This window comes from Paenibacillus agilis (assembly GCF_007786455.1).
Classification (GTDB): Bacteria; Bacillota; Bacilli; order Paenibacillales; family Paenibacillaceae; genus Paenibacillus_B; species Paenibacillus_B agilis.
Genome location: NZ_VNJK01000001.1, coordinates 2,114,594 through 2,132,939, shown reverse-complemented (window position 1 = coordinate 2,132,939; position 18,346 = coordinate 2,114,594). Strand labels below are relative to the sequence as shown.

Below are 18,346 nucleotides of genomic sequence, written 5' to 3'. Positions count from 1 at the left end.
TTTTCGCCGCGAAACAGCAGCTTCTTAGGAGGCTGCTTGTTCGCGGTATTTTTATGCCCAAAAACGACTGTAATTTTGTAGGAGAGGATCGATTCAATGATTGATTTGAAACAATACGGCTATATCGAAGCCGAAGCAACGCCGATAGGTTTCATAGCTGGAAGGATTACGGAACTTCAGCGAAATCAATATACCGTCATCACCGAACAAGGAGAAGTGACGGCTGTATTGAAGGGCGCGTTCTACCATACTGTGGAGACTCGGGAGGAGTTTCCGTGCGTTGGCGATTTTGTATTGCTGCAATACAACGAAAACGGAACTTCGCGCATTGCCAAATTGCTGCCTCGCCGCTCGAAATTTTCCCGTGCTGACTATTCGGGACACGCAGCAGCGTATGCCAAAACCATACTGGAGCAAGTCGTAGCAACGAATTTTGATTACGTATTTATCGTGTCGTCTCTAAACTGGGATTTCAAGGTCAGCCGCATCATGCGCTACCTGACACAGACACGTCAGAGCGGCGGCCAGCCTATCATAATCTTAACAAAAGCTGACTTGGCCCCGGATTTCAGCACACCGTTAGCTGAGGTTCGGAAAACCGTTCCTGATGTGCCGGTACACGTAGTTTCCAGTCACACAGGGCTTGGGTTAGACGGGTTGAGTGAATATTTGCAACCAGGAAAAACGGTGGTATTCCTCGGCATGTCCGGCGTGGGTAAATCCTCGCTGCTAAATGCCTTGATGAATCAGGAAGTGATGACTGTTAAGGCTATTCGCGAGGATGACAGCCGAGGCAGGCATACAACAACTCACCGCCAGCTTTTCATGCTCCCTTCTGGCGCGATGGTTATTGATACGCCGGGTATGCGTGAACTTGGTCTGTTCGGTGCGGACGACGGGATCAGCGCGGGATTTAACGATGTGGAACAATTATTCACACAGTGTCGCTTCAATGACTGCCGCCATCAGACGGAGCCGGGCTGCGCAGTTCTTGCAGCCCTTACCGATGGATCATTGGCGCCAGAGCATTGGGAGCGTTACCTTGTGCAGAAGCGGGAAAACAAGTTTGTGGATGATAAAACGAGATATCTCATAGATAAGCAGGCGCAGCAAAAGTCGATCGCCATGCAACATAAGAGTAGAAACGGAGGGTACAAGAAATGAATAATCATGATGAGAGGTTTGCAAAGCCCGAAATTCTGACGCATGTTTTGAGTAAAATGCTCAACAAGATGATAATTCGCGTAGATTATCAACTCAAAGAGTTGCAAGGCGGGACAATAGGAGATGTTCAGCTTATAACAGGCATAGCTGAAACTTCCGATGGTGACAATCTGCCGTATAAGGTGGTTTGGAAAACACAGAAAAAATTTGAGCGTTATGGCGATCCGGATTCATGGCGAAGGGAATACGACCTCTATACATCGAATTTCAAAAAGGTTTTCTCCGATTCGTTCCGTTGGCCTGAGTGTTATCACGCTGAAATAAATGACGATGAGATTCAACTGTGGATGGAATATATTGATGGTGTGTCAGGATTAAATCTGACCTTGGAAATGTATGAACGTGCGGCCGAGGAACTGGGGCGATTTCAAGGCAAACTGTACACGGAACGACCAAACGCATTGCAGAATCTGTCTAATTTAAGCAAGGTTGATTATATGAAAAACTACTATCTGCGGTATCGGTCATGGAATGTTTTATATGATTATATACGCGCCGATGACTGCGAAATCCCGAAGCACCTGTGTAACATGCTCATAGACTTAGATAACAATGTGGACGAAATATTCAGTCGCATTGAAAAGCTACCAATAGTGCTTTGCCACAGAGATTTTTGGGTGGCAAACCTATTCTATTCGGACGGTAAAATCGTACTTATCGATTGGGATACCGCCGGATGGGGGTACATGGGCGAGGATATCGCGAGTTTAATAACCGATGAAGCGGACGTCTGTCATATGATTGAATACTACCAAAAATGCATTCCGGCGTATTACAGGGGTTTTTCGGAATATGCGGATGTGTCACAAATCTCTGATCATTGTATCTATGAACTAATCCTTGCTATGTTCGGATACAGGCTTGTGGAGTGGTATAAATTCGCTGAGTCGCCCGAAGATAAGTCAATGCACCTTAATACCTTGCAAAAAATCCATGAGATGAGAAATATATAGATAAATAACAAAAGCAAATTCTTATTTCTCAAATTCTGACGATCCGATTAACCAATTAGAAAATCGCGCTACATCAACAGCTCCAGTCTACAACTTTATTTACTTTCTACAAAAAGTCGCTATTTGGGCGGCTTTTTGCATTGTTCATATCTATTCTATGGTCAAAATATATACTGATGTGGCTTAGAGTAAACATTTTATTCTATTTTTCAATAGAAACAGACAAAAAAGTATCCGGACATTATAATTGTAATATATATCCTATATTAACACTGACCAGAGGAGCCGCATCAACGATGGTTAAAGAATTGCTAGGGGAAGTTTACCAAAAGCGTCCACTTTAGAATCGCGATTTTCTACCGAGGAGGGATCAAATTTCGATGAATGTAGCCGTCAAGTTGTTGCGAGAATTCAAAGAACGTGTTACCCGGCATAGGCTGAAAGGCTATCGAGACAAAACGGAGCTCATCAGGAAACGGAATTTGGAAGCATGGGACGACAAGCAGCTGCAGGCGGAATCTGTCCGGTTGAAAAAGGAAGCAAGATCAGGTACGCCTTTGGACGAGCTGCTTGTCGATGCCTATGCCTTAGTCTGCGAGACAGCGAAGAGAAAGCTTGGATTACAGCCTTACGATGTCCAGATCATGGCTGCCATCGCTCTGCACGAGAGATCTTTGATCGAGCAGCATACCGGTGAAGGAAAAACACTCTCTGCTGTTATGCCTGCTTATCTAAATGCGCTGTCCGGCGAAGGCGTTCATGTGCTGACTTTTAACGACTATTTGGCAAATCGAGATGCAGAGTGGATGGGCCCGATCTATCGTTTCCTCGGATTAACAGTAAACTCGGTTCAAGCGGGCATGAGCCTGTCCGAGAAACGGGAAGCGTACGCCGCAGATATAACCTATGTTACGGCCAAAGAGGCGGGTTTCGATTATTTGCGCGACACGATCGCACTCATCGAAGACGATACTGTGCATCGTCCTTTCCACTACGTCATTGTCGACGAAGCGGATTCACTGCTGCTCGATGAAGCGCGGGTGCCGCTAGTCATCACCGGCGAATCGGGCTCTTCCAGCAACGACGGTACTCGTTTCGCAGAAGTGGCTCGGCTGCTCAAGCAAGATGAGCATTACGACTTCGACGATTTCCAGCGGAATGTTTATTTGAATGAAGCAGGATCAGCGAAAGCGGAGTCGCTGCTGGGATGCGGCAATTTATACGATAGCCATAATACTCATTTATTAACGTCATTAAATTGTGCGCTGCATGTGGAATCGTTATTAAAAAGAGACGTCGATTACATCGTCCGGGACGGGCAAATCGAGCTGATCGAAGAATATACGGGCCGCGTGGCGGAGAACCGGTATTTGCCGGACAGGCTGCAAGCTGCGCTCTCGGCCAAAGAAGGGCTGCAGTCGAAAGCCGAAGGGAAAATTCTCGGGATGATCACCCTACAGCACTTCCTTAGCCTGTATCCGAAGATTTGCGGAATGACGGCTACCGCGCACGCTTCCGCAATGGAATTTGAAGAAATCTATGCGCTGCAGGTCGTGCAAATCCCGCCGAACCGTTCAAACATACGAATCGACCATCCGCATCGGATTTATACCCATAAAGAAGCCAAACTTAAGGCGCTTGTACAAGAAATCTCGTCCATCCATGCGACGGGACGTCCTATTCTTATTGGTACGTCAAGTGTCGAGGAGTCTGACATGCTGGCGGCGGCGCTAACAGTTACCAATGTACCTTGCCATGTTCTAAATGCAAAAAACGACGAAAAAGAAGCCGAAATCATCGCCAAAGCGGGAGAAATCGGCGCCGTGACGGTGTCTACGAATATGGCAGGACGCGGCGTAGACATTCGGCTCGGCGGCGGCAACCCCACACAAGCTGAGGTTGTCGCCAAGCTGGGCGGGTTGTACGTGATTGGTACACATGTGAACGAAAGCGTGCGGATCGACGACCAACTGCGCGGGCGTTCCGGCCGCCAAGGTGATCCGGGAGCTTCCGTATTTTTCGTGAGTTTGGAGGACGAGTTGTTGCTTCGGTTCGGCATCCATAAAGTGATTCGCGCTCCTAGGCAGGATGAGGCTCTCGAAGAACCGGTGCTCCGCAGCCAAATTGCGCATATTCAGCGTGTTATTATGGGCCAAAACTTCCATATCCGGCAGGAACTGAACTGTTATTCAGATATGGTGGAGGATCAGAGGCGAATTCTATACGAGGAGCGGCTCGGAATTTTGAAAGGCGAGAAGCCGATGAGCCCTTCGGAGCAGCGGGTACGGCTTTTTTATATGGACGAGTTCTGGGCTGATCATCTTGCATACGTCTCTTACATTCGCGAAGGCATCCACTTGGAGAGCCTTGCCAGCCGCAATCCGATCGACGAATTTCATGTGCAAATCACCCAAGCCTACGAGCAAATTCCGTCTAAAATAAATAGAGAGTCAGCGAATATGCTTGCGAGGCTCAGAGGTTCGAATGATCCGGCAAAGTGGGAAGAGTTCGGGCTGAAGAGCCCTGCGTCCACTCGGACTTATATTATCAATGATCAATACATCCAGAATAAGCGCAGCTCATGGACCGCGGTGCCCATATTTGCTTTTTGGATTCGCAAGATGTTGAGTCCGGTATTCAGATGGTCGAAATTTTAATCGAGAAGAGTATGAGTAGATTCCTACTATTAGGAGATCGCTCAGAAATGAAGGAAACAGTCTGTGAGATTAGCAACGAAGACAGAGGGGCAATTCCGCCACTATCAAAAAAAAGAACACGCCACATTCAGCGTGTTCTTTTTTTGATAGTGGATCGCGAATAGAAGGAATTTCAAAATATATATGTTTCTGTTTGTATAGGGCTCTTCATCTCCGCTATGGCTGATCAAAAAAGAAGAAGTCTCGCCTATATCCAACGATACGAGCCAGCTTGGCGAATTGCACAAGGAATTGTCCATAGACGAGCTTTACGACTATATCTTAAAAATAATGGGTTATCTATACGCAGACTCGAGCTGCTGGGGAGTGCCACCAATAATTCCGATAAAGCTTAAGTACTACATACCGGTTAGCCTCGTAAATCTCTTTCGATTTTTTAGCTATAGGTGCAGGTAGTAAGGATTTTTGAGAAAAGGATTCAATGACTGGTACTGTGAAAGAAGAGATAAATAGGGTGTATATTCCCGTTTGTAAAACATATCCCAAAAAAGTTAAAAAATAAAATAAAAGATATCGGTATCACGTATTGAGATAATTTCCCAATCATGTTATTATTATCTCAGACGAACTAACACATGTCGCATCTATTCTACTATTTAGGGAGATGGGTATATGAAAAAGAAATTAGTGGTTTTGTCAACTTTGGCTACATTACTAGGGGTACTTCCTGCAACACAAGCTGTACAAGCTGCACCACAGCAATCTGTATCTGCTGCAAGTGATGTAGAAACACAAGCAATATTGTTAGAATCTAACTGGTATTTAGGTGCCAATGGAGAGGCAAATCTCTCATTCAATTATCAGAAGAGCCAAGGTAGCACAATTAGATACTGGCTAGGCGATGATAATAATACTGATTGGATTTCACTAACTATTAAGATATACGACAGTAATTGGAATCAAGTTGCAACAGCAACAACTCACAATGGCCAAGTTCTATCCACATTCAACCCAACTTCAGATGGAACATACTATGTAAAAATAGTTTCCAGTAATGGAACAGGTAATCTTGGATACAGAGTTACAGTGCGTGCAATCTAAATAATATTAATAAAGCCGTAGAAGAATGGGTCAAACTATCTTTCTACGGCTTTCCTTATAGTAATAATTGAGGAAATATTAATACCTATTAAAGATGGCTTCTGAACTTATCAGAAGCCATTTCATAGTGAATTTAATTTGAAGCTTTTTAAGATAATTGTTCAATGGTATTCTCTATATTATCAGTTCCTACAAGTCTTCCTAAGATACCGTTAAATAAATTTTAATAAAATGTACCTTCAAACATACAATTTCCACTTAAATTTTATCACCCCTTAATCAGAATGTCTGTTCACTATAAGTCACATGTATATAATTATTTCTCTTCTTGTACATATGCATATGTTTAGTTAAAAGCATATCATTCACGAAAGTACTCTTATAAGATGAATTGATTATAGCTTCCAACTAAGGAGTGTATTTTCTTTGGACATTAAAAAGGATTTTGGGAGGCGCATTAAAGAACTTCGTGCACGTGCAGGTATTTCACAAGAAGTATTAGCTTATCGTGCAGAGTTAGATAGGGGTTACATTAGTTCTGTTGAGAGTGGTCATCGAAATATTAGTTTAGTTAATATTGAAAAGATTGCAATTGCTTTGAATGTTCCTGTAATGTACTTATTCTCAAATGAAAGATTCTCCATTGACACTGCTTATCAAAAGGATGAGTTTAATCCCCCGTTTAACCAAAGATTCAAGTATCATCTCGACACCGAAACCCGTGTACTTTCTTTTCAAGTGAAAGGTCTATTTAGTGGATATGAAGATGTAGAACATGTAGCTTCAGCGATTCTTTCCGTTTGTTCTGAGTTTCAAAAAGGGGAACTTAGTATTTTTGTAGATCATAGATTTATGACGACTAGTGACGGAATGCCTGCTGTTTATTCTCCAGAGGTTGCAGAGCATGCAGTAAAGTTCCAACAAGATGTTTTAAACTATAGTAATAAAGCAGTTGTACTTTGTAATAGTGAATACATGGTTCATCAATTAAATTATGTAACAGAAGCAAGTGGGATCTCTTCATGCCAACTATACGATAAAGATCAAGTCATGGTTGATAAAGCATATGAATATCTTGGGATCAACGGAAATGAGCTCATTAAGTATCACCGAGATTGTGGTGGATGTACATAAGATTGAAATTAAAAGTATATATCGGACAAGAACATGGTCCCAGTGAAAGTCGCTATTAAAGCGGCTTTTTTGTTGTATCGGTACAAATTCTTATCCGAGTCAAGGACAAGTTCCTGTACCAATGCCGAAAAACTTTGTTCATGCTCCGTTCATATTGCATTCATTGAGAAGACATCTTGGTTTACTAGACTTGCATTAGTGGACTGCGGGCTATTGTATAGATAACAAGAGGAGCTGAAGAGTTTGACAGAACCAGCAGGAAAGGAAGTAAGGAATAGTACAAAAACAAAGAGAATTCTACATATTTTGCTTAGAGTACTCGTCGCAGTAGTTATAGCTATCCTACTTTTTATCGCCATCGTATATACCGTAAATAAAATCAGCAGCCATATAGAACAAAATAGAATGGAACAATACGGTCAACATGTATCTGTAAATAGAAAACGAATGAATGTTTTCATTCAAGGTCAAGGTGAAGAAACCGTTGTGATTCTTCCTGGTTATGGAACAGCTGCACCTGCACTTGATTTTAAGCCACTTATATCAGAGTTAATCCCTTATTATAAAGTCATCGTGATTGAACCTTTTGGTTACGGTTTGAGTGATCAAACCCAGAAAGAGCGCAGCACAGCAAACATCGTAAGCGAAATTCATGAAGTGTTACAACACCTCCATGTAGATCGTTATATTCTCATGGGTCATTCTATTTCAGGGATCTATAGTCTGGATTATGTGAACCAATACCCAAACGAAGTGAAAGCATTTATCGGGCTGGATAGTAGTGTTCCCTCACTGAGTGAACAGAAGATTGATTCGTCAGAGATAGAACCGATTAAATGGTTCCGCAATTTGGGTTTCGCCCGTTTACAATTGAAACTAGGTGCTGACCCTTATGATGGACTGCCCTATGATGAACAAACGAAAGAACGATTGAACATTTTGAGATACAAAAACATGTATAATACAACTCAGCTAAATGAGGCAGTGAGCATGTATTCCAACTTTAAAGCAGCAGAACAGTTAACTTTTCCTTCAAATTTACCTGTCCTTTTCTTTGTCCAAGCGGATCACCCTGTGACGGACCGATGGATTCCCGAACATGAGAAGCAAATAGAGAAGTCTGTACATGGAGAAATGGTCTTATTGGAAGCGGGACATTATTTATATCGTTCTCATCCAAAAGAAATCTCTGAAAAAATAAGAGATTTTACGGGTAAAATAAAATAATCATATCATCTGTTTGAGATACATTGGTGGAGCGGGACGAGGTACATTTCAAAAGACTTATTGCATATAGATGATCGCAATAGATTCAACGTTGAAAAATGTTCACAAAAAGTTTAGGTTTCTCTATTGTAAATAACTATGTAGAGGATAAACTAAAAGGGAGTATGCAATTTGAATCTACAGCGAGTAGAATAACAGTTTCATTCACGTTTGAAATATAATAGATGACTACAAAGGCGTAGTCTTACTAAAGCAAAGAGGCTTTAAGGTTATAACGTTCCTACTTGATAGGAAGCGGTATAACTTTAGGTCTCTTTTTGTTTATTTTCAGGAGAAGTATTGTTACGTGTAGGAATAGATATGAGAACATTAACAACACAACTTGTCCTATTAGACGAGAATTGAATCAATGTTCAAAAGTGTATCACCGCTGTAACGGTTGCTATGCTCATTGCAAATAAAATGGTTCCAAAAAACTGCACCTTAGAAGCAGAGGAGAGTACTTATGAATATCGATAAAAAAATGATTGAAGAAATGGTTCGTACAATGATCATGGAGAAAGTAGGGGCTGATGCTATTGAACAGAACGTTCATAGAGGCCCTGGAGGAATTACTTCTGTTAAAGTGCCAAATATGAAAGTTACAGAAGAGGATCGTCTCGATACAGGCAACCCTAATGATATCGTCTATTGTAAAGATCTTTTTTCTCTAAAAGAAAGTCCAAGACTTGGCTGCGGTATCATGGAGATGAAAGAAACAACCTTTGACTGGACACTTAACTATGATGAAATTGACTATGTGATTGAGGGACATCTGGATGTTATCATTGATGGTACAAAGGTGTCTGCTGGTCCAGGAGAAGTGATCCTGATTCCTAAAGGAAGTAACATTCAATTTTCTGTACCAGAATATGCACGATTTATCTATGTAACATATCCTGCTAACTGGGCAGAACAAGCATAACATTCTAATTTCTATTAGAGCAAATGCAAACAATTGATTCTTGACTATGGTTCTTTTATAAATAAAGGATTATACGAAGGTGTCTGCTAAAAAACATATTTACTTAAAAGTCGCATAGCTGCGGCTTTTTTTGTTTTATAGCGATTCCAAAGATGAGCAACCATATAGTCTAATACTACTTACAGACATAGTACAAAATACTATATAATATTTAATTTGATTTTCATTGACAATATCTTGAAATAAATATATTCTTCTATACATCACGAGGGGGTTTATTAATGAAAATGAATGAAAAAACATATCTAAGTATAGAAGAGATTATTTCATTACCAACCTTATCAGGTACAAACATAAGTGATGATGGCAAAAACGTAGCATTTGTGAAGAAGACAGCTAACTGGAAAGACAATAAATATAGGAATCATGTATGGATATATGAAAAAGATAATGGGCAGAGCTACCCATTAACAACTAGGAATATAGATAGCACATACCCAGTATGGTCTCCAGATTCCAGGTATATCGCGTATCTTAGTCCAGTTGGTGACAGGGATAATAAGAAAAATCAGATCTTTGTTAAGTCAATAGATGGTTATAGTGGAGTTCAAATTACTGATGAAAAAGAAGGGGTCAGTACATTCAAATGGGAGCCTACTGGTAAGGGTTTTTATTATGTTGCACAGTCAAAAGAATCTGAGGGGATAACAAAATGTAAGCAGCCATATGGAGATTTCCATCATGTAGGTAAGGAATACCGGAATAATAGTTTATATTACATTGAAATAGAAAAAGAGATACAGAATGATAAATATGAACACGAAAATAGTGCTGTTTATCAACTAACTGATGGGAAGGATTTTCATATCCATGAATTTGATATTTCAAATGATGGGGAAAAGGTTGTATTAATGGCTTCACCAAGCCCGAACATGGGAGATAATATTAATAAAGATATATACATACTAGATATTATAGCTGGAAAGCTAGAAAAAATGAATATCGATAAGTTGTTTAGAGGGAGCGTTTACTTTTCTCCTGAAGGAAATAAAATATGTTACTCCGCAAGCATAAGAGAGAAAGATTACTATAAGACACACATACAAGACAGTACAGTAGAGGTATATGATATTAATAATGGCGAGCGAATTCAGCCCTTAACAGATGTTGATAGTACGATTACTCCATTACGCTGGACAGCGAAAGGAATTTTAATTAGATGGCAGAATAAAACGAACTATGTTATTGGGTTGCTATCTGAGGATGGTGCTGTGGAAATGTTAAGCGAAAAAGTAGATTGCTTTATCATGGATGCTTCTATCACAAGGGATGGGAATTATATATCCTATAATAAGGCTACAACAAATGAAACCTTTGAAATTTATTTAGGCGATACAAAAATAACGAATGAAAATAGCTTCTTTACAGGAAAGCTTAAAAGTAACCGCCAAATTATCTCCTGGAAAAGTAGTGATGGTCTTGAAATAGAGGGAGTGTTATCAACCCCAGAAGAGTTTGATGCAACTAAAAAATATCCCTTATTAGTGGTTATCCATGGTGGTCCAGCTTGGGCGTCATTCCCCATATTTTCAGACTGTTTTAATGAGAAATATCCTATAGAACCGTTTATTGAAAAAGGCTTTATCGTTTTAGAACCAAACTACAGGGGAAGTTCGGGTTATGGTGATGAATTTTTAAAAGCAAACTATAGAAAACTAGGAATTGCTGACTACGATGATGTTATATCTGGAGTGGATAAACTAGTTGACAAAGGGATTGCAGATAAAGATAGAGTAGGGGTTATGGGTTGGAGCAACGGGGGATTTATATCAGCTTTCTGTTCTACGTTTAGCAATAGATTTAAAGCTATTTCAGTTGGAGGCGGAATTACGAATTGGAGTACCCATTATGCAAATACAGATATACCTTACTTTATTAGGATGTATCTAGGAAATAATCCATGGAATGATCCAGAGATATATACGAAAACATCACCAATGACATATATTAAATCTGCCTGCACTCCAACCTTAATCCAACATGGCGAAAAGGATGCAAGAGTTCGAACTCCAAATGCATATGAGCTATTTCAAGGATTAAGGGATATGGAAGTGGATACGGAATTAATTATATTTAAAGAAATGGGACATAGTTCTGACCAACCAGAAGTTAGTGTGGCTCTTATGAAGCAGAATTTGATGTGGTTTTCACACTATATTCTTGGAGAAAGTATGAAAGATTTTAGGGATTTATGATTAATTATTATTTAACAGCCATTTCATTAAGCTAACGGGCAGTTGAGTTAACAAGGACAGAGTCAGCTGGTGAAAAACAACAGGCTGACTCTATTCCAATAAATTAACTGTTCCAGACTACTGTCTAAATGCTTGTATTATTTATATGTACCTGCAAGGAAGATTGTATCTTTAACACCAACTAAATCAACTAATTTCGCAGTCACCTTAAGTTCCTTAGCACCTTTAATATCTAGTATAACCGTTTGACCACTACTACTTGGAGACAAGAACACTTCTTTCAGCAACACCTCACCGTTAAAAACTTTAACAGAAATCTCTTTAGAAACCGATATAGCGAGCACAGAAAGTTCTAATGTCTGGTGTTTACCTACGGGTTTGGACGTAACCTCTTTCTCTACATTAATTTCTTTCATAAGTACACCTGATCCATAATCCTTACCGTCATGAACAGTGTATTGTTTGTCCTTTGTGACGACAGAGGAGTATCCTACATCAATGTCTTCAGATATTAGTGGAATAGCAGCTGACTTTTCGCCAAGAATTATTTTTTGATTTTTATTATCAAACTTCTGTTTTCAAGTAAATGGCTTATTTTTCATTAACCAACGATATTTTTAAGATTATTGCAAATGCAAACTTTAGTAAGCTGAAGAGGCGGAGCGGGATAGAATACAGTCCAAGTGACTTATTGCAAGTCATAAATGGATTTGGATAACTATAGGACAGGGTCGAAGCGGGTACCAAAAATCCAGGAACAATGTTCACTGCATTTTATCCTGAAGAGTTAGAAACGAAATGACAAAAATCATCATGATTGTGGAGTAGGATGATAGCTGCAAGGAATATACTTCTCGATGAATTGATCGACGGTAATTGATTTTCCGAAATGATGAACTACGTGTTCTAGGACATGCTTTCTTTGTTCTTGTGTAAAAGCGGATGTCGCGTCTTCGACAACCGTTACTTCATAACCAAGGTCATGTCCGTGTCTAAGCGTAGATTCTACGCAAACGTGAAGCGCATAACCTGCGATGTAAATTTTTTTAATTCCCTGATTTCGAAGGAAACTATCTAAATTTGATCCCGCAAATCCACTGGCCCCGGTTCTGCCCGACACAACAAATTCTCCGGATTCAGGAGTGAATGCTTCTCCGAATTGGCTTCCTGGTGAACCTTTAATGAATGTTTTAAATGTGGCAATGGCAGCGCGTAAACCATACGTTGTATTGCCTAATTCAATATGGTTTTCCTCAAAGAACAGACCGCAGTGAATAATTTGAATATCGGTTTTCCTTGCTGCCTCTAGTAATTTTTTCGAACTTTCAATCGAATCAGCAAATTGTTGATGATCTTCAATCAAATGATGAATTTTCCCGTCTTTTGAGAGCCATTCATTCTGGTATTCAATTAAAACAAGAGCTTCTTTTTCATGGATCGTTACGTGGGAAGGATGTTGTTGAATGGACATTTGAGTTCCTCCTTATATTTGCACATGAAGTTTTCGTTACAGTACTGGTTTCAAATAACTGCCCGTACCATTTAAATCGAAATGTACTTGCCAAAACGGACAAGAAAACCCTTCCTTCAGTTCTAATGGTTGATTTATTGGGCGTGACATCATCTCCTTGAGCAAACTGAATTGTGTAATTTTTCCGCCTTGATTGTAACATTTCTACAATGATTGTCAATAATATGTATTCATTACAATAACAATGCTTGGGATACAAGGGAGTATGTTAACGCAGGTGACTTGCGGAAACCGGTAAAGTCCGCAGATTCGCCCTTATTTGTAGTTACACCGTGAGAGGAACGGAATACAGCCAGCTCGTGCATATACATTGAGCAATTTGAGTTAGAGAAAGGTTTGTCATCGAAGATGACATTTACAACGCTAAACATTCTTATCAGTTTCATTTATAAGTGAAAATGTAGATTATTATCCTTTCATTACTTTCTCCGGCGGCAGTTTCGGTTTAAACTGTTAACTAGAGAGAAGTTAACTCCATGCACTTGGAACTCATACTAGCACATACATATAGCGGAGGTAATATAGGTTGAAAAAATGGATGAAAGTTTCTACGTACTCTGTACTAAGTATATTAATTGTGGGAGTTATTATTTTTATCGTTTGGTCCCAGTTTACTTATAAACCAACCGAGGAGGCTTTATCATTAGTAGAACATAATAAAGATGACGGTAATTTAGTGTTTGGACAGAAGGATGCTAAAATAGGGGTTATTTTTTATCAAGGAGCAAAGGTAGAAGTAGAATCATATAGTTATTTGGGGAAAGAACTTAAGAACAATGGATATTTTGTTGTCATGCCTAAATTACCATTAAACTTGGCGGTACTTGGAACGAATGCAGCAGACAGTATAATTGAAAAATATCCTGAAATTCAAAAATGGTATGTTGTTGGGCATTCACTCGGTGGATCCATGATTTCTAGGTATGCGTTTCACCATGAAAATAAGGTAGACGGTATTATTTTCTTAGCTTCTTATCCAGCAGATGACTTCTCTACAAAATCGATTCCAATGTTATCAATTTATGGTGAAGTAGATGGCTTAGTCACTGTAGAAGAAATAAAAAATAGAGAAAAGTTAATGTCAAAGAATACAACCACGCACATGATAAAAGGAGGGAACCATGCTAATTTTGGTATGTATGGTGAGCAAAAGGGGGACAATGCTAGTTTAATTACTCCAAAAGCTCAACAAGATGAAACAATAAAAGTCATGCTCGACTGGTTAAAAAGACAAAAATAAATTACCTCGTTACTATTTAACTGCTAAAATAGTTGACGAATTCATTATTTGCCTGTTAATTTACATAATGTGACACTTATCGTGAAAGACAAACTTTTATACCTAAAAAGTTTGTCTTTTTTATTGTTTATTTCGGAGGAGATATCTACGTTTTATCACATTTTTAGTCCATTGGAAAAGAGGCTTTGAGTCAATGAATAGCAAAATGATTTGGGGGATAGTATTATTAGCACTGAGTTTGTTTCTTAAGCCCTTATTGGCGATTGTGGGGCTGAATGAAAAATTGTTCGGATTGCACTTACAAGGTGAAACTGTGTTTTCATTGAGTCCATTATTAGTTCGGATTATTCTCGCAATAATTGGGATTATCATGCTTATTATCGGCGGTATGCAAGTTGCAAAGCAGAACAATAAAGTGACCCCAAGAAGTTAGACATTATGTTATTAGGCGACTTCTAGGGCATGAGTCCGGTACTGTACTAGCCTCATGCCCTTTTAAATTCGCTTATGATTGTGCTGGATCGTTAAATGGGGAATTAGAGGATATTTAGGCTCAATAGAATTGTCTTGAATTCCGTGGAACAATTCAAAAGAACGGCCGCTGTTCGCATCCTTTGCGAAAGGGCCGTTTTTTCTTTTCGTAGGCTAGCTTCAAATTGCTATTCTTGCCAAACACTCAAAGGGTCCCATGGTTTGATCTGATCGCCATATTTCCCAGCCAAAAAAGCTTTCATGTCTTCCAGCTTAGCAGGTACCTCGTTCCAAATTGGAAGGGGTGGTAACCCTCGTTTGCTTTTCAATAGGATATCCACTGTAACATACAAGCGTTCTGGCTGAATCCAATGAAGGAAGTGGGAAATATCAATTTGCTTGGTCAGGGACAAGGAATCAATTTCGTCATTGTAATGCTTGTTGAACTCGCTGATCAGGTTCAGGAGGTAGTCTCTCTGCTCCTTCACGAAGTCCAGGCCGCAGATGGCGCCATGTCCTGGAACAACGATTTCGGGTTTAATTTCATCAATAATGCGATCAAGCACTTTAACCCAATTGAGGGTTCCCTCTTCGCTGTATGCGGTACAACCGTTAAACACGACATCGCCAGCGAACAGCACTTTTTCTTTTGGCATCCACAACAGTAAGTCACTGTCAGAGTGGGCTGGAGCTACGTTGTAAATCATAACTTCCGTATCGCCAAGACGGATGTTGATATCGTCCTTTATCTCAATATTCGGGAGCACCCATTCTACGCCTTCCAGGTCGAATCCTTCAAATTCCGCTGCAAAAAAACGCTCGCCCGGAGTCGATTCCGGAGAATCCTTTCCTCTTCTGATGACGCTGTCCATCCAGGCGATATTTTCGGTGAGACGCTCTCTGGAGGCTTCCTTGTGCATAATAATGCAAGCATCTTCAAACACTTTGTTTCCCCAGGCATGGTCGCTGTTATAGTGCGAGTTCACCACATATGCGGGAGAGCCGCCGTTACTTACTTCCATAAAAGTCTCCCGCATTTCCCGCGCATGGAACAAGTCGAAGAACGTGTCATACACCAGCCCTTCACCCTTGTTGATGAACCCGGCATTGGCCCAACTGATACCGTGATACGGTGAAATGCCAGCAAAGACGTCATCTGCGACTTCAATAAACTTAACGCGAGGTTTTTGGATAATACGTCCATACTTCATGAAAATTCTCCTTTGCGTATATGTTTTTGGGGCAAGGCATACTGACTATGTCTTTATTATAGTGAGTGGAAAACAGACTTGCAAGCGTGTACTTGCATGCATTTGTTCTGTGCCATATAATAGTAACAGAACAACATCACACTACATGGATGGAGGCGCTGCTGCATATGCAAAACTTGTAGTAGAATAGGCTTAACATAATGCAAAAGGAGAAATACAATGCAAACTTCAGACAGAATCATTGAAGCTGCGACACGGCTCATCAAAAAGAATGGCTATCGGGGAGTAAGCACCAAAGCCATTGCAACGGAAGCTAAAGTCAATGAATCTACGGTTTTCCGGCAATTTGGAAGCAAGCAAGGCATATTGGAGGCCATCATTGAAAGACATTCGGATATCCCGCAATTTGAAAAGCTGTTAAAAGAGGACGCGACCGATAATCCGGAAGTCGACCTGCTGAATGTAAGTCAGCAATACCGTTTGTTTTTCCATAAAAATGCGGACATCATTTTAATTGGCATCCGCGACAAAGGAATGCTTCCCGAATTAGACAGAGTGCTGGCTGAGCCGCCGGTGAAGCTCCACTCCTTGCTGGTTGAATATTTTGAACGCTTACAGAAGAAAAAAGTTATAGCCAAACAGGATGAGCGTCTTACCGCCATGTCTTTTCTCTCGATGTGCTACGGATTTCAGATGAGCGAGCTGATTCACCGGCAATATCAATCCCAACTCGTCACCGAGGAAGAGTTCTACAAGCACAGTGTCTCATTGTTTGTTAAAGGAATTTTGTCTCAGTCATAAGCTTTATTGATTTATTTAAATATGCCGAAGACTGCTTGCGCAGCTCTAACTCTAGAATAATTGAGAGAAGAATACTAACCGCGTAAAATGCGGTTTTTTTGTTTTATTTAGGTACAGGTTCTTGTCCGAGCCAAGGACAAGAACCTGGTCCGATTACCGATTAGGCATGTATCTAATCGGTTTTTCGCAAGCTAATTCATTAAGCTAACGGGAAACGCTGAAATGAAGCAACTGACTACATTCGGCTGCTTTTCAATGAGATAATGGGAGTCACCTATGATAGTGTAGAAAAACTCGGACTGTAGACTGACTTATGAATCAGACTCAAGGTTGTTTTGGGGCACGCCATTCTCCAAGTAATATAAAGATAAATTAAGATACAATTCAATGAAAGGGGGAACACCATGAACGATCGTCTATTTTATATGGATCATCTGCGGACATTTCTCACGATTTTGGTTGTGTTCCATCATGCAGCGACGACATATGCTGTACCGGGTTCGTGGTATTTTTTTGATACGCTACAAAAACCTGATGCGAGTTTTGTGCTGATGCTGTTGTTTGTTTTTATCAACCAAGCGTTCTTTATGGGATTTTTCTTCTTTATCGCAGGATATTTCATGCCCTCATCTTTTGATCGCAAAGGACCAAAGCTTTTTCTCAAAGATCGGCTAATGCGCTTGGGGATTCCGTTGATCGTTTATATCTTCCTCATTAGTCCAGTAATTTTATATACCACTACGCTCCACTACAGCGCAAACGCTAGCAGAGTAGTGTCATTTTGGGAGTTTTATCGGACGCAAATCCTCAGCTTTGAAATCGCAGAACCTGGTCCACTCTGGTTTTTGCTCGCACTGCTAGTGTTTAATGCAGTTTATACGCTTGTAAGTATGGTAAGGAAAGATAGTGCACCGAAGAAGAGTATCCCTTTTCCATCGGTGAAAGTGCTTTTGCTTACTGCCACGCTCATCGGGCTTGTAACTTTCGGAATTCGGCAAATATTCCCGATTGGTACGTTGATATTTGGTTTGAATTTTGGTTATTTTCCTGCATATATTGTATTCTTTATTGCAGGGATTATCGCGTACCGCAATCAGTGGTTAACGAGTATCCCACGTCGAACCGTGAAAATCATGGGCATCATCGCACTCGTTTTCCTGCCGATACTTCCGATCGCCACTCTCATCCTCAATCCAACATTGAGTACTGGAGGGGGACTAAACACAAATGCCTTCATTTATGCCATGTGGGAGCCCTTTGTCGGATTTGGCATCTCGCTACTATTGTTGGCAGTGTACCGCAAATATCGCAATCAAACGAACGGATTTCAACGTATTGTGGATGCTACCTCGTATACGGTCTATATCATCCATTCACTCGTATTGATAGCTTATAGCATTTGGTTGCACAGCGCGCAAATGCCTCCGTTTATTGAGTTTCTGATATTAGGTGGGTTAGGGACGATCACGAGTTATTTGCTCGCTATGCTGATTCGAAAAATCCCTTACGTTAAGAAGATACTATAACCATTTTAACAGTCAGAACCCCTCAAATGGAGGGGCTCTGTTTCATTTTAT

General features: G+C 40.4%; 15 protein-coding genes. 12 read left to right on the top strand and 3 right to left on the bottom strand.

Going from position 1 to position 18,346, the window contains the following annotated elements; genetic code table 11:
• Positions 1–96 precede the first annotated feature (96 nt).
• The 8 genes from rsgA to FPZ44_RS09605 all read left to right on the top strand — a co-directional run bounded on the left by rsgA (position 97) and on the right by FPZ44_RS09605 (position 11,515).
• Positions 97–1,164: a ribosome small subunit-dependent GTPase A gene (gene rsgA / locus FPZ44_RS09640; RefSeq protein WP_144989644.1), complete on the top strand. Its 1,068-nt coding sequence runs from the start codon at positions 97–99 to the stop codon at positions 1,162–1,164.
• Positions 1,161–2,177, top strand: a complete 1,017-nt coding sequence (locus FPZ44_RS09635) for an aminoglycoside phosphotransferase family protein (protein WP_144989642.1) — start codon at positions 1,161–1,163, stop codon at positions 2,175–2,177. The genes rsgA and FPZ44_RS09635 overlap by 4 nt, the downstream gene beginning before the upstream one ends.
• A 380-nt stretch (positions 2,178–2,557) precedes the next feature.
• A complete protein-coding gene (locus FPZ44_RS09630) occupies positions 2,558–4,834 on the top strand; it encodes a preprotein translocase subunit SecA (RefSeq protein ID WP_144989640.1) in 2,277 nt (758 codons plus the stop codon).
• 672 nt (positions 4,835–5,506) lie between these two features.
• The gene (locus FPZ44_RS09625; RefSeq protein ID WP_144989638.1) at positions 5,507–5,935 is read left to right on the top strand and encodes a hypothetical protein; all 429 of its coding nucleotides are present in this window, start codon (positions 5,507–5,509) and stop codon (positions 5,933–5,935) included.
• Positions 5,936–6,361: 426 nt separating this feature from the next.
• Entirely contained in the window at positions 6,362–7,069 is a 708-nt protein-coding gene (locus FPZ44_RS09620) for a helix-turn-helix domain-containing protein (protein ID WP_144989636.1), read from the top strand.
• A 243-nt stretch (positions 7,070–7,312) separates the two neighbouring features.
• Positions 7,313–8,296, top strand: coding sequence for an alpha/beta fold hydrolase (locus FPZ44_RS09615; RefSeq protein ID WP_144989634.1), 984 nt, complete (start codon positions 7,313–7,315; stop codon positions 8,294–8,296).
• A gap of 505 nt (positions 8,297–8,801) precedes the next feature.
• Entirely contained in the window at positions 8,802–9,260 is a 459-nt protein-coding gene (locus FPZ44_RS09610; RefSeq protein WP_144989632.1) for a cupin domain-containing protein, read from the top strand.
• A gap of 281 nt (positions 9,261–9,541) precedes the next feature.
• Positions 9,542–11,515, top strand: coding sequence for a S9 family peptidase (locus tag FPZ44_RS09605; protein ID WP_144989630.1), 1,974 nt, complete (start codon positions 9,542–9,544; stop codon positions 11,513–11,515).
• A gap of 137 nt (positions 11,516–11,652) precedes the next feature.
• On the opposite strand, the gene FPZ44_RS09600 is transcribed toward FPZ44_RS09605, so the two are convergent.
• Positions 11,653–11,931, bottom strand: a complete 279-nt coding sequence (locus FPZ44_RS09600) for a hypothetical protein (RefSeq protein WP_144989628.1) — start codon at positions 11,929–11,931, stop codon at positions 11,653–11,655.
• 395 nt (positions 11,932–12,326) lie between these two features.
• Positions 12,327–12,986 carry a cysteine hydrolase family protein gene (locus tag FPZ44_RS09595; RefSeq protein WP_144989626.1) on the bottom strand — a complete coding sequence of 220 codons (660 nt, stop codon included), beginning with the start codon at positions 12,984–12,986 and terminating at the stop codon, positions 12,327–12,329.
• A gap of 586 nt (positions 12,987–13,572) precedes the next feature.
• On the opposite strand from FPZ44_RS09595, the gene FPZ44_RS09590 reads away from it, so the two are divergent.
• Positions 13,573–14,286: an alpha/beta hydrolase gene (locus FPZ44_RS09590; protein ID WP_144989624.1), complete on the top strand. Its 714-nt coding sequence runs from the start codon at positions 13,573–13,575 to the stop codon at positions 14,284–14,286.
• A gap of 193 nt (positions 14,287–14,479) precedes the next feature.
• The gene (locus FPZ44_RS09585; RefSeq protein ID WP_144989623.1) at positions 14,480–14,719 is read left to right on the top strand and encodes a hypothetical protein; all 240 of its coding nucleotides are present in this window, start codon (positions 14,480–14,482) and stop codon (positions 14,717–14,719) included.
• Positions 14,720–14,945: 226 nt separating this feature from the next.
• Here FPZ44_RS09585 and FPZ44_RS09580 read toward each other — a convergent pair whose 3' ends face one another.
• Positions 14,946–15,968 (bottom strand): MBL fold metallo-hydrolase, encoded by a 1,023-nt coding sequence (locus tag FPZ44_RS09580; RefSeq protein WP_144989621.1) that lies wholly within the window; start codon positions 15,966–15,968, stop codon positions 14,946–14,948.
• Between the two features lie 219 nt (positions 15,969–16,187).
• On the opposite strand from FPZ44_RS09580, the gene FPZ44_RS09575 reads away from it, so the two are divergent.
• Positions 16,188–16,769, top strand: a complete 582-nt coding sequence (locus tag FPZ44_RS09575; protein WP_144989619.1) for a TetR/AcrR family transcriptional regulator — start codon at positions 16,188–16,190, stop codon at positions 16,767–16,769.
• A 404-nt stretch (positions 16,770–17,173) separates the two neighbouring features.
• Positions 17,174–18,295, top strand: a complete 1,122-nt coding sequence (locus FPZ44_RS09570; RefSeq protein ID WP_144989617.1) for an acyltransferase family protein — start codon at positions 17,174–17,176, stop codon at positions 18,293–18,295.
• Positions 18,296–18,346 lie beyond the last annotated feature (51 nt).

What these genes read in the sequence shown, in the direction of transcription:
- FPZ44_RS09635 (WP_144989642.1), top strand. Translation starts at nt 1,161, where the DNA reads ATGAATAATCATGATGAGAGGTTTGCAAAGCCCGAAATTCTGACGCAT.
- FPZ44_RS09600 (WP_144989628.1), bottom strand. Translation starts at nt 11,931, where the DNA reads ATGAAAGAAATTAATGTAGAGAAAGAGGTTACGTCCAAACCCGTAGGT.
- FPZ44_RS09625 (WP_144989638.1), top strand. Translation starts at nt 5,507, where the DNA reads ATGAAAAAGAAATTAGTGGTTTTGTCAACTTTGGCTACATTACTAGGG.
- FPZ44_RS09595 (WP_144989626.1), bottom strand. Translation starts at nt 12,986, where the DNA reads ATGTCCATTCAACAACATCCTTCCCACGTAACGATCCATGAAAAAGAA.
- FPZ44_RS09630 (WP_144989640.1), top strand. Translation starts at nt 2,558, where the DNA reads ATGAATGTAGCCGTCAAGTTGTTGCGAGAATTCAAAGAACGTGTTACC.
- rsgA (WP_144989644.1), top strand. Translation starts at nt 97, where the DNA reads ATGATTGATTTGAAACAATACGGCTATATCGAAGCCGAAGCAACGCCG.
- FPZ44_RS09575 (WP_144989619.1), top strand. Translation starts at nt 16,188, where the DNA reads ATGCAAACTTCAGACAGAATCATTGAAGCTGCGACACGGCTCATCAAA.
- FPZ44_RS09570 (WP_144989617.1), top strand. Translation starts at nt 17,174, where the DNA reads ATGAACGATCGTCTATTTTATATGGATCATCTGCGGACATTTCTCACG.
- FPZ44_RS09605 (WP_144989630.1), top strand. Translation starts at nt 9,542, where the DNA reads ATGAAAATGAATGAAAAAACATATCTAAGTATAGAAGAGATTATTTCA.
- FPZ44_RS09610 (WP_144989632.1), top strand. Translation starts at nt 8,802, where the DNA reads ATGAATATCGATAAAAAAATGATTGAAGAAATGGTTCGTACAATGATC.
- FPZ44_RS09585 (WP_144989623.1), top strand. Translation starts at nt 14,480, where the DNA reads ATGAATAGCAAAATGATTTGGGGGATAGTATTATTAGCACTGAGTTTG.
- FPZ44_RS09580 (WP_144989621.1), bottom strand. Translation starts at nt 15,968, where the DNA reads ATGAAGTATGGACGTATTATCCAAAAACCTCGCGTTAAGTTTATTGAA.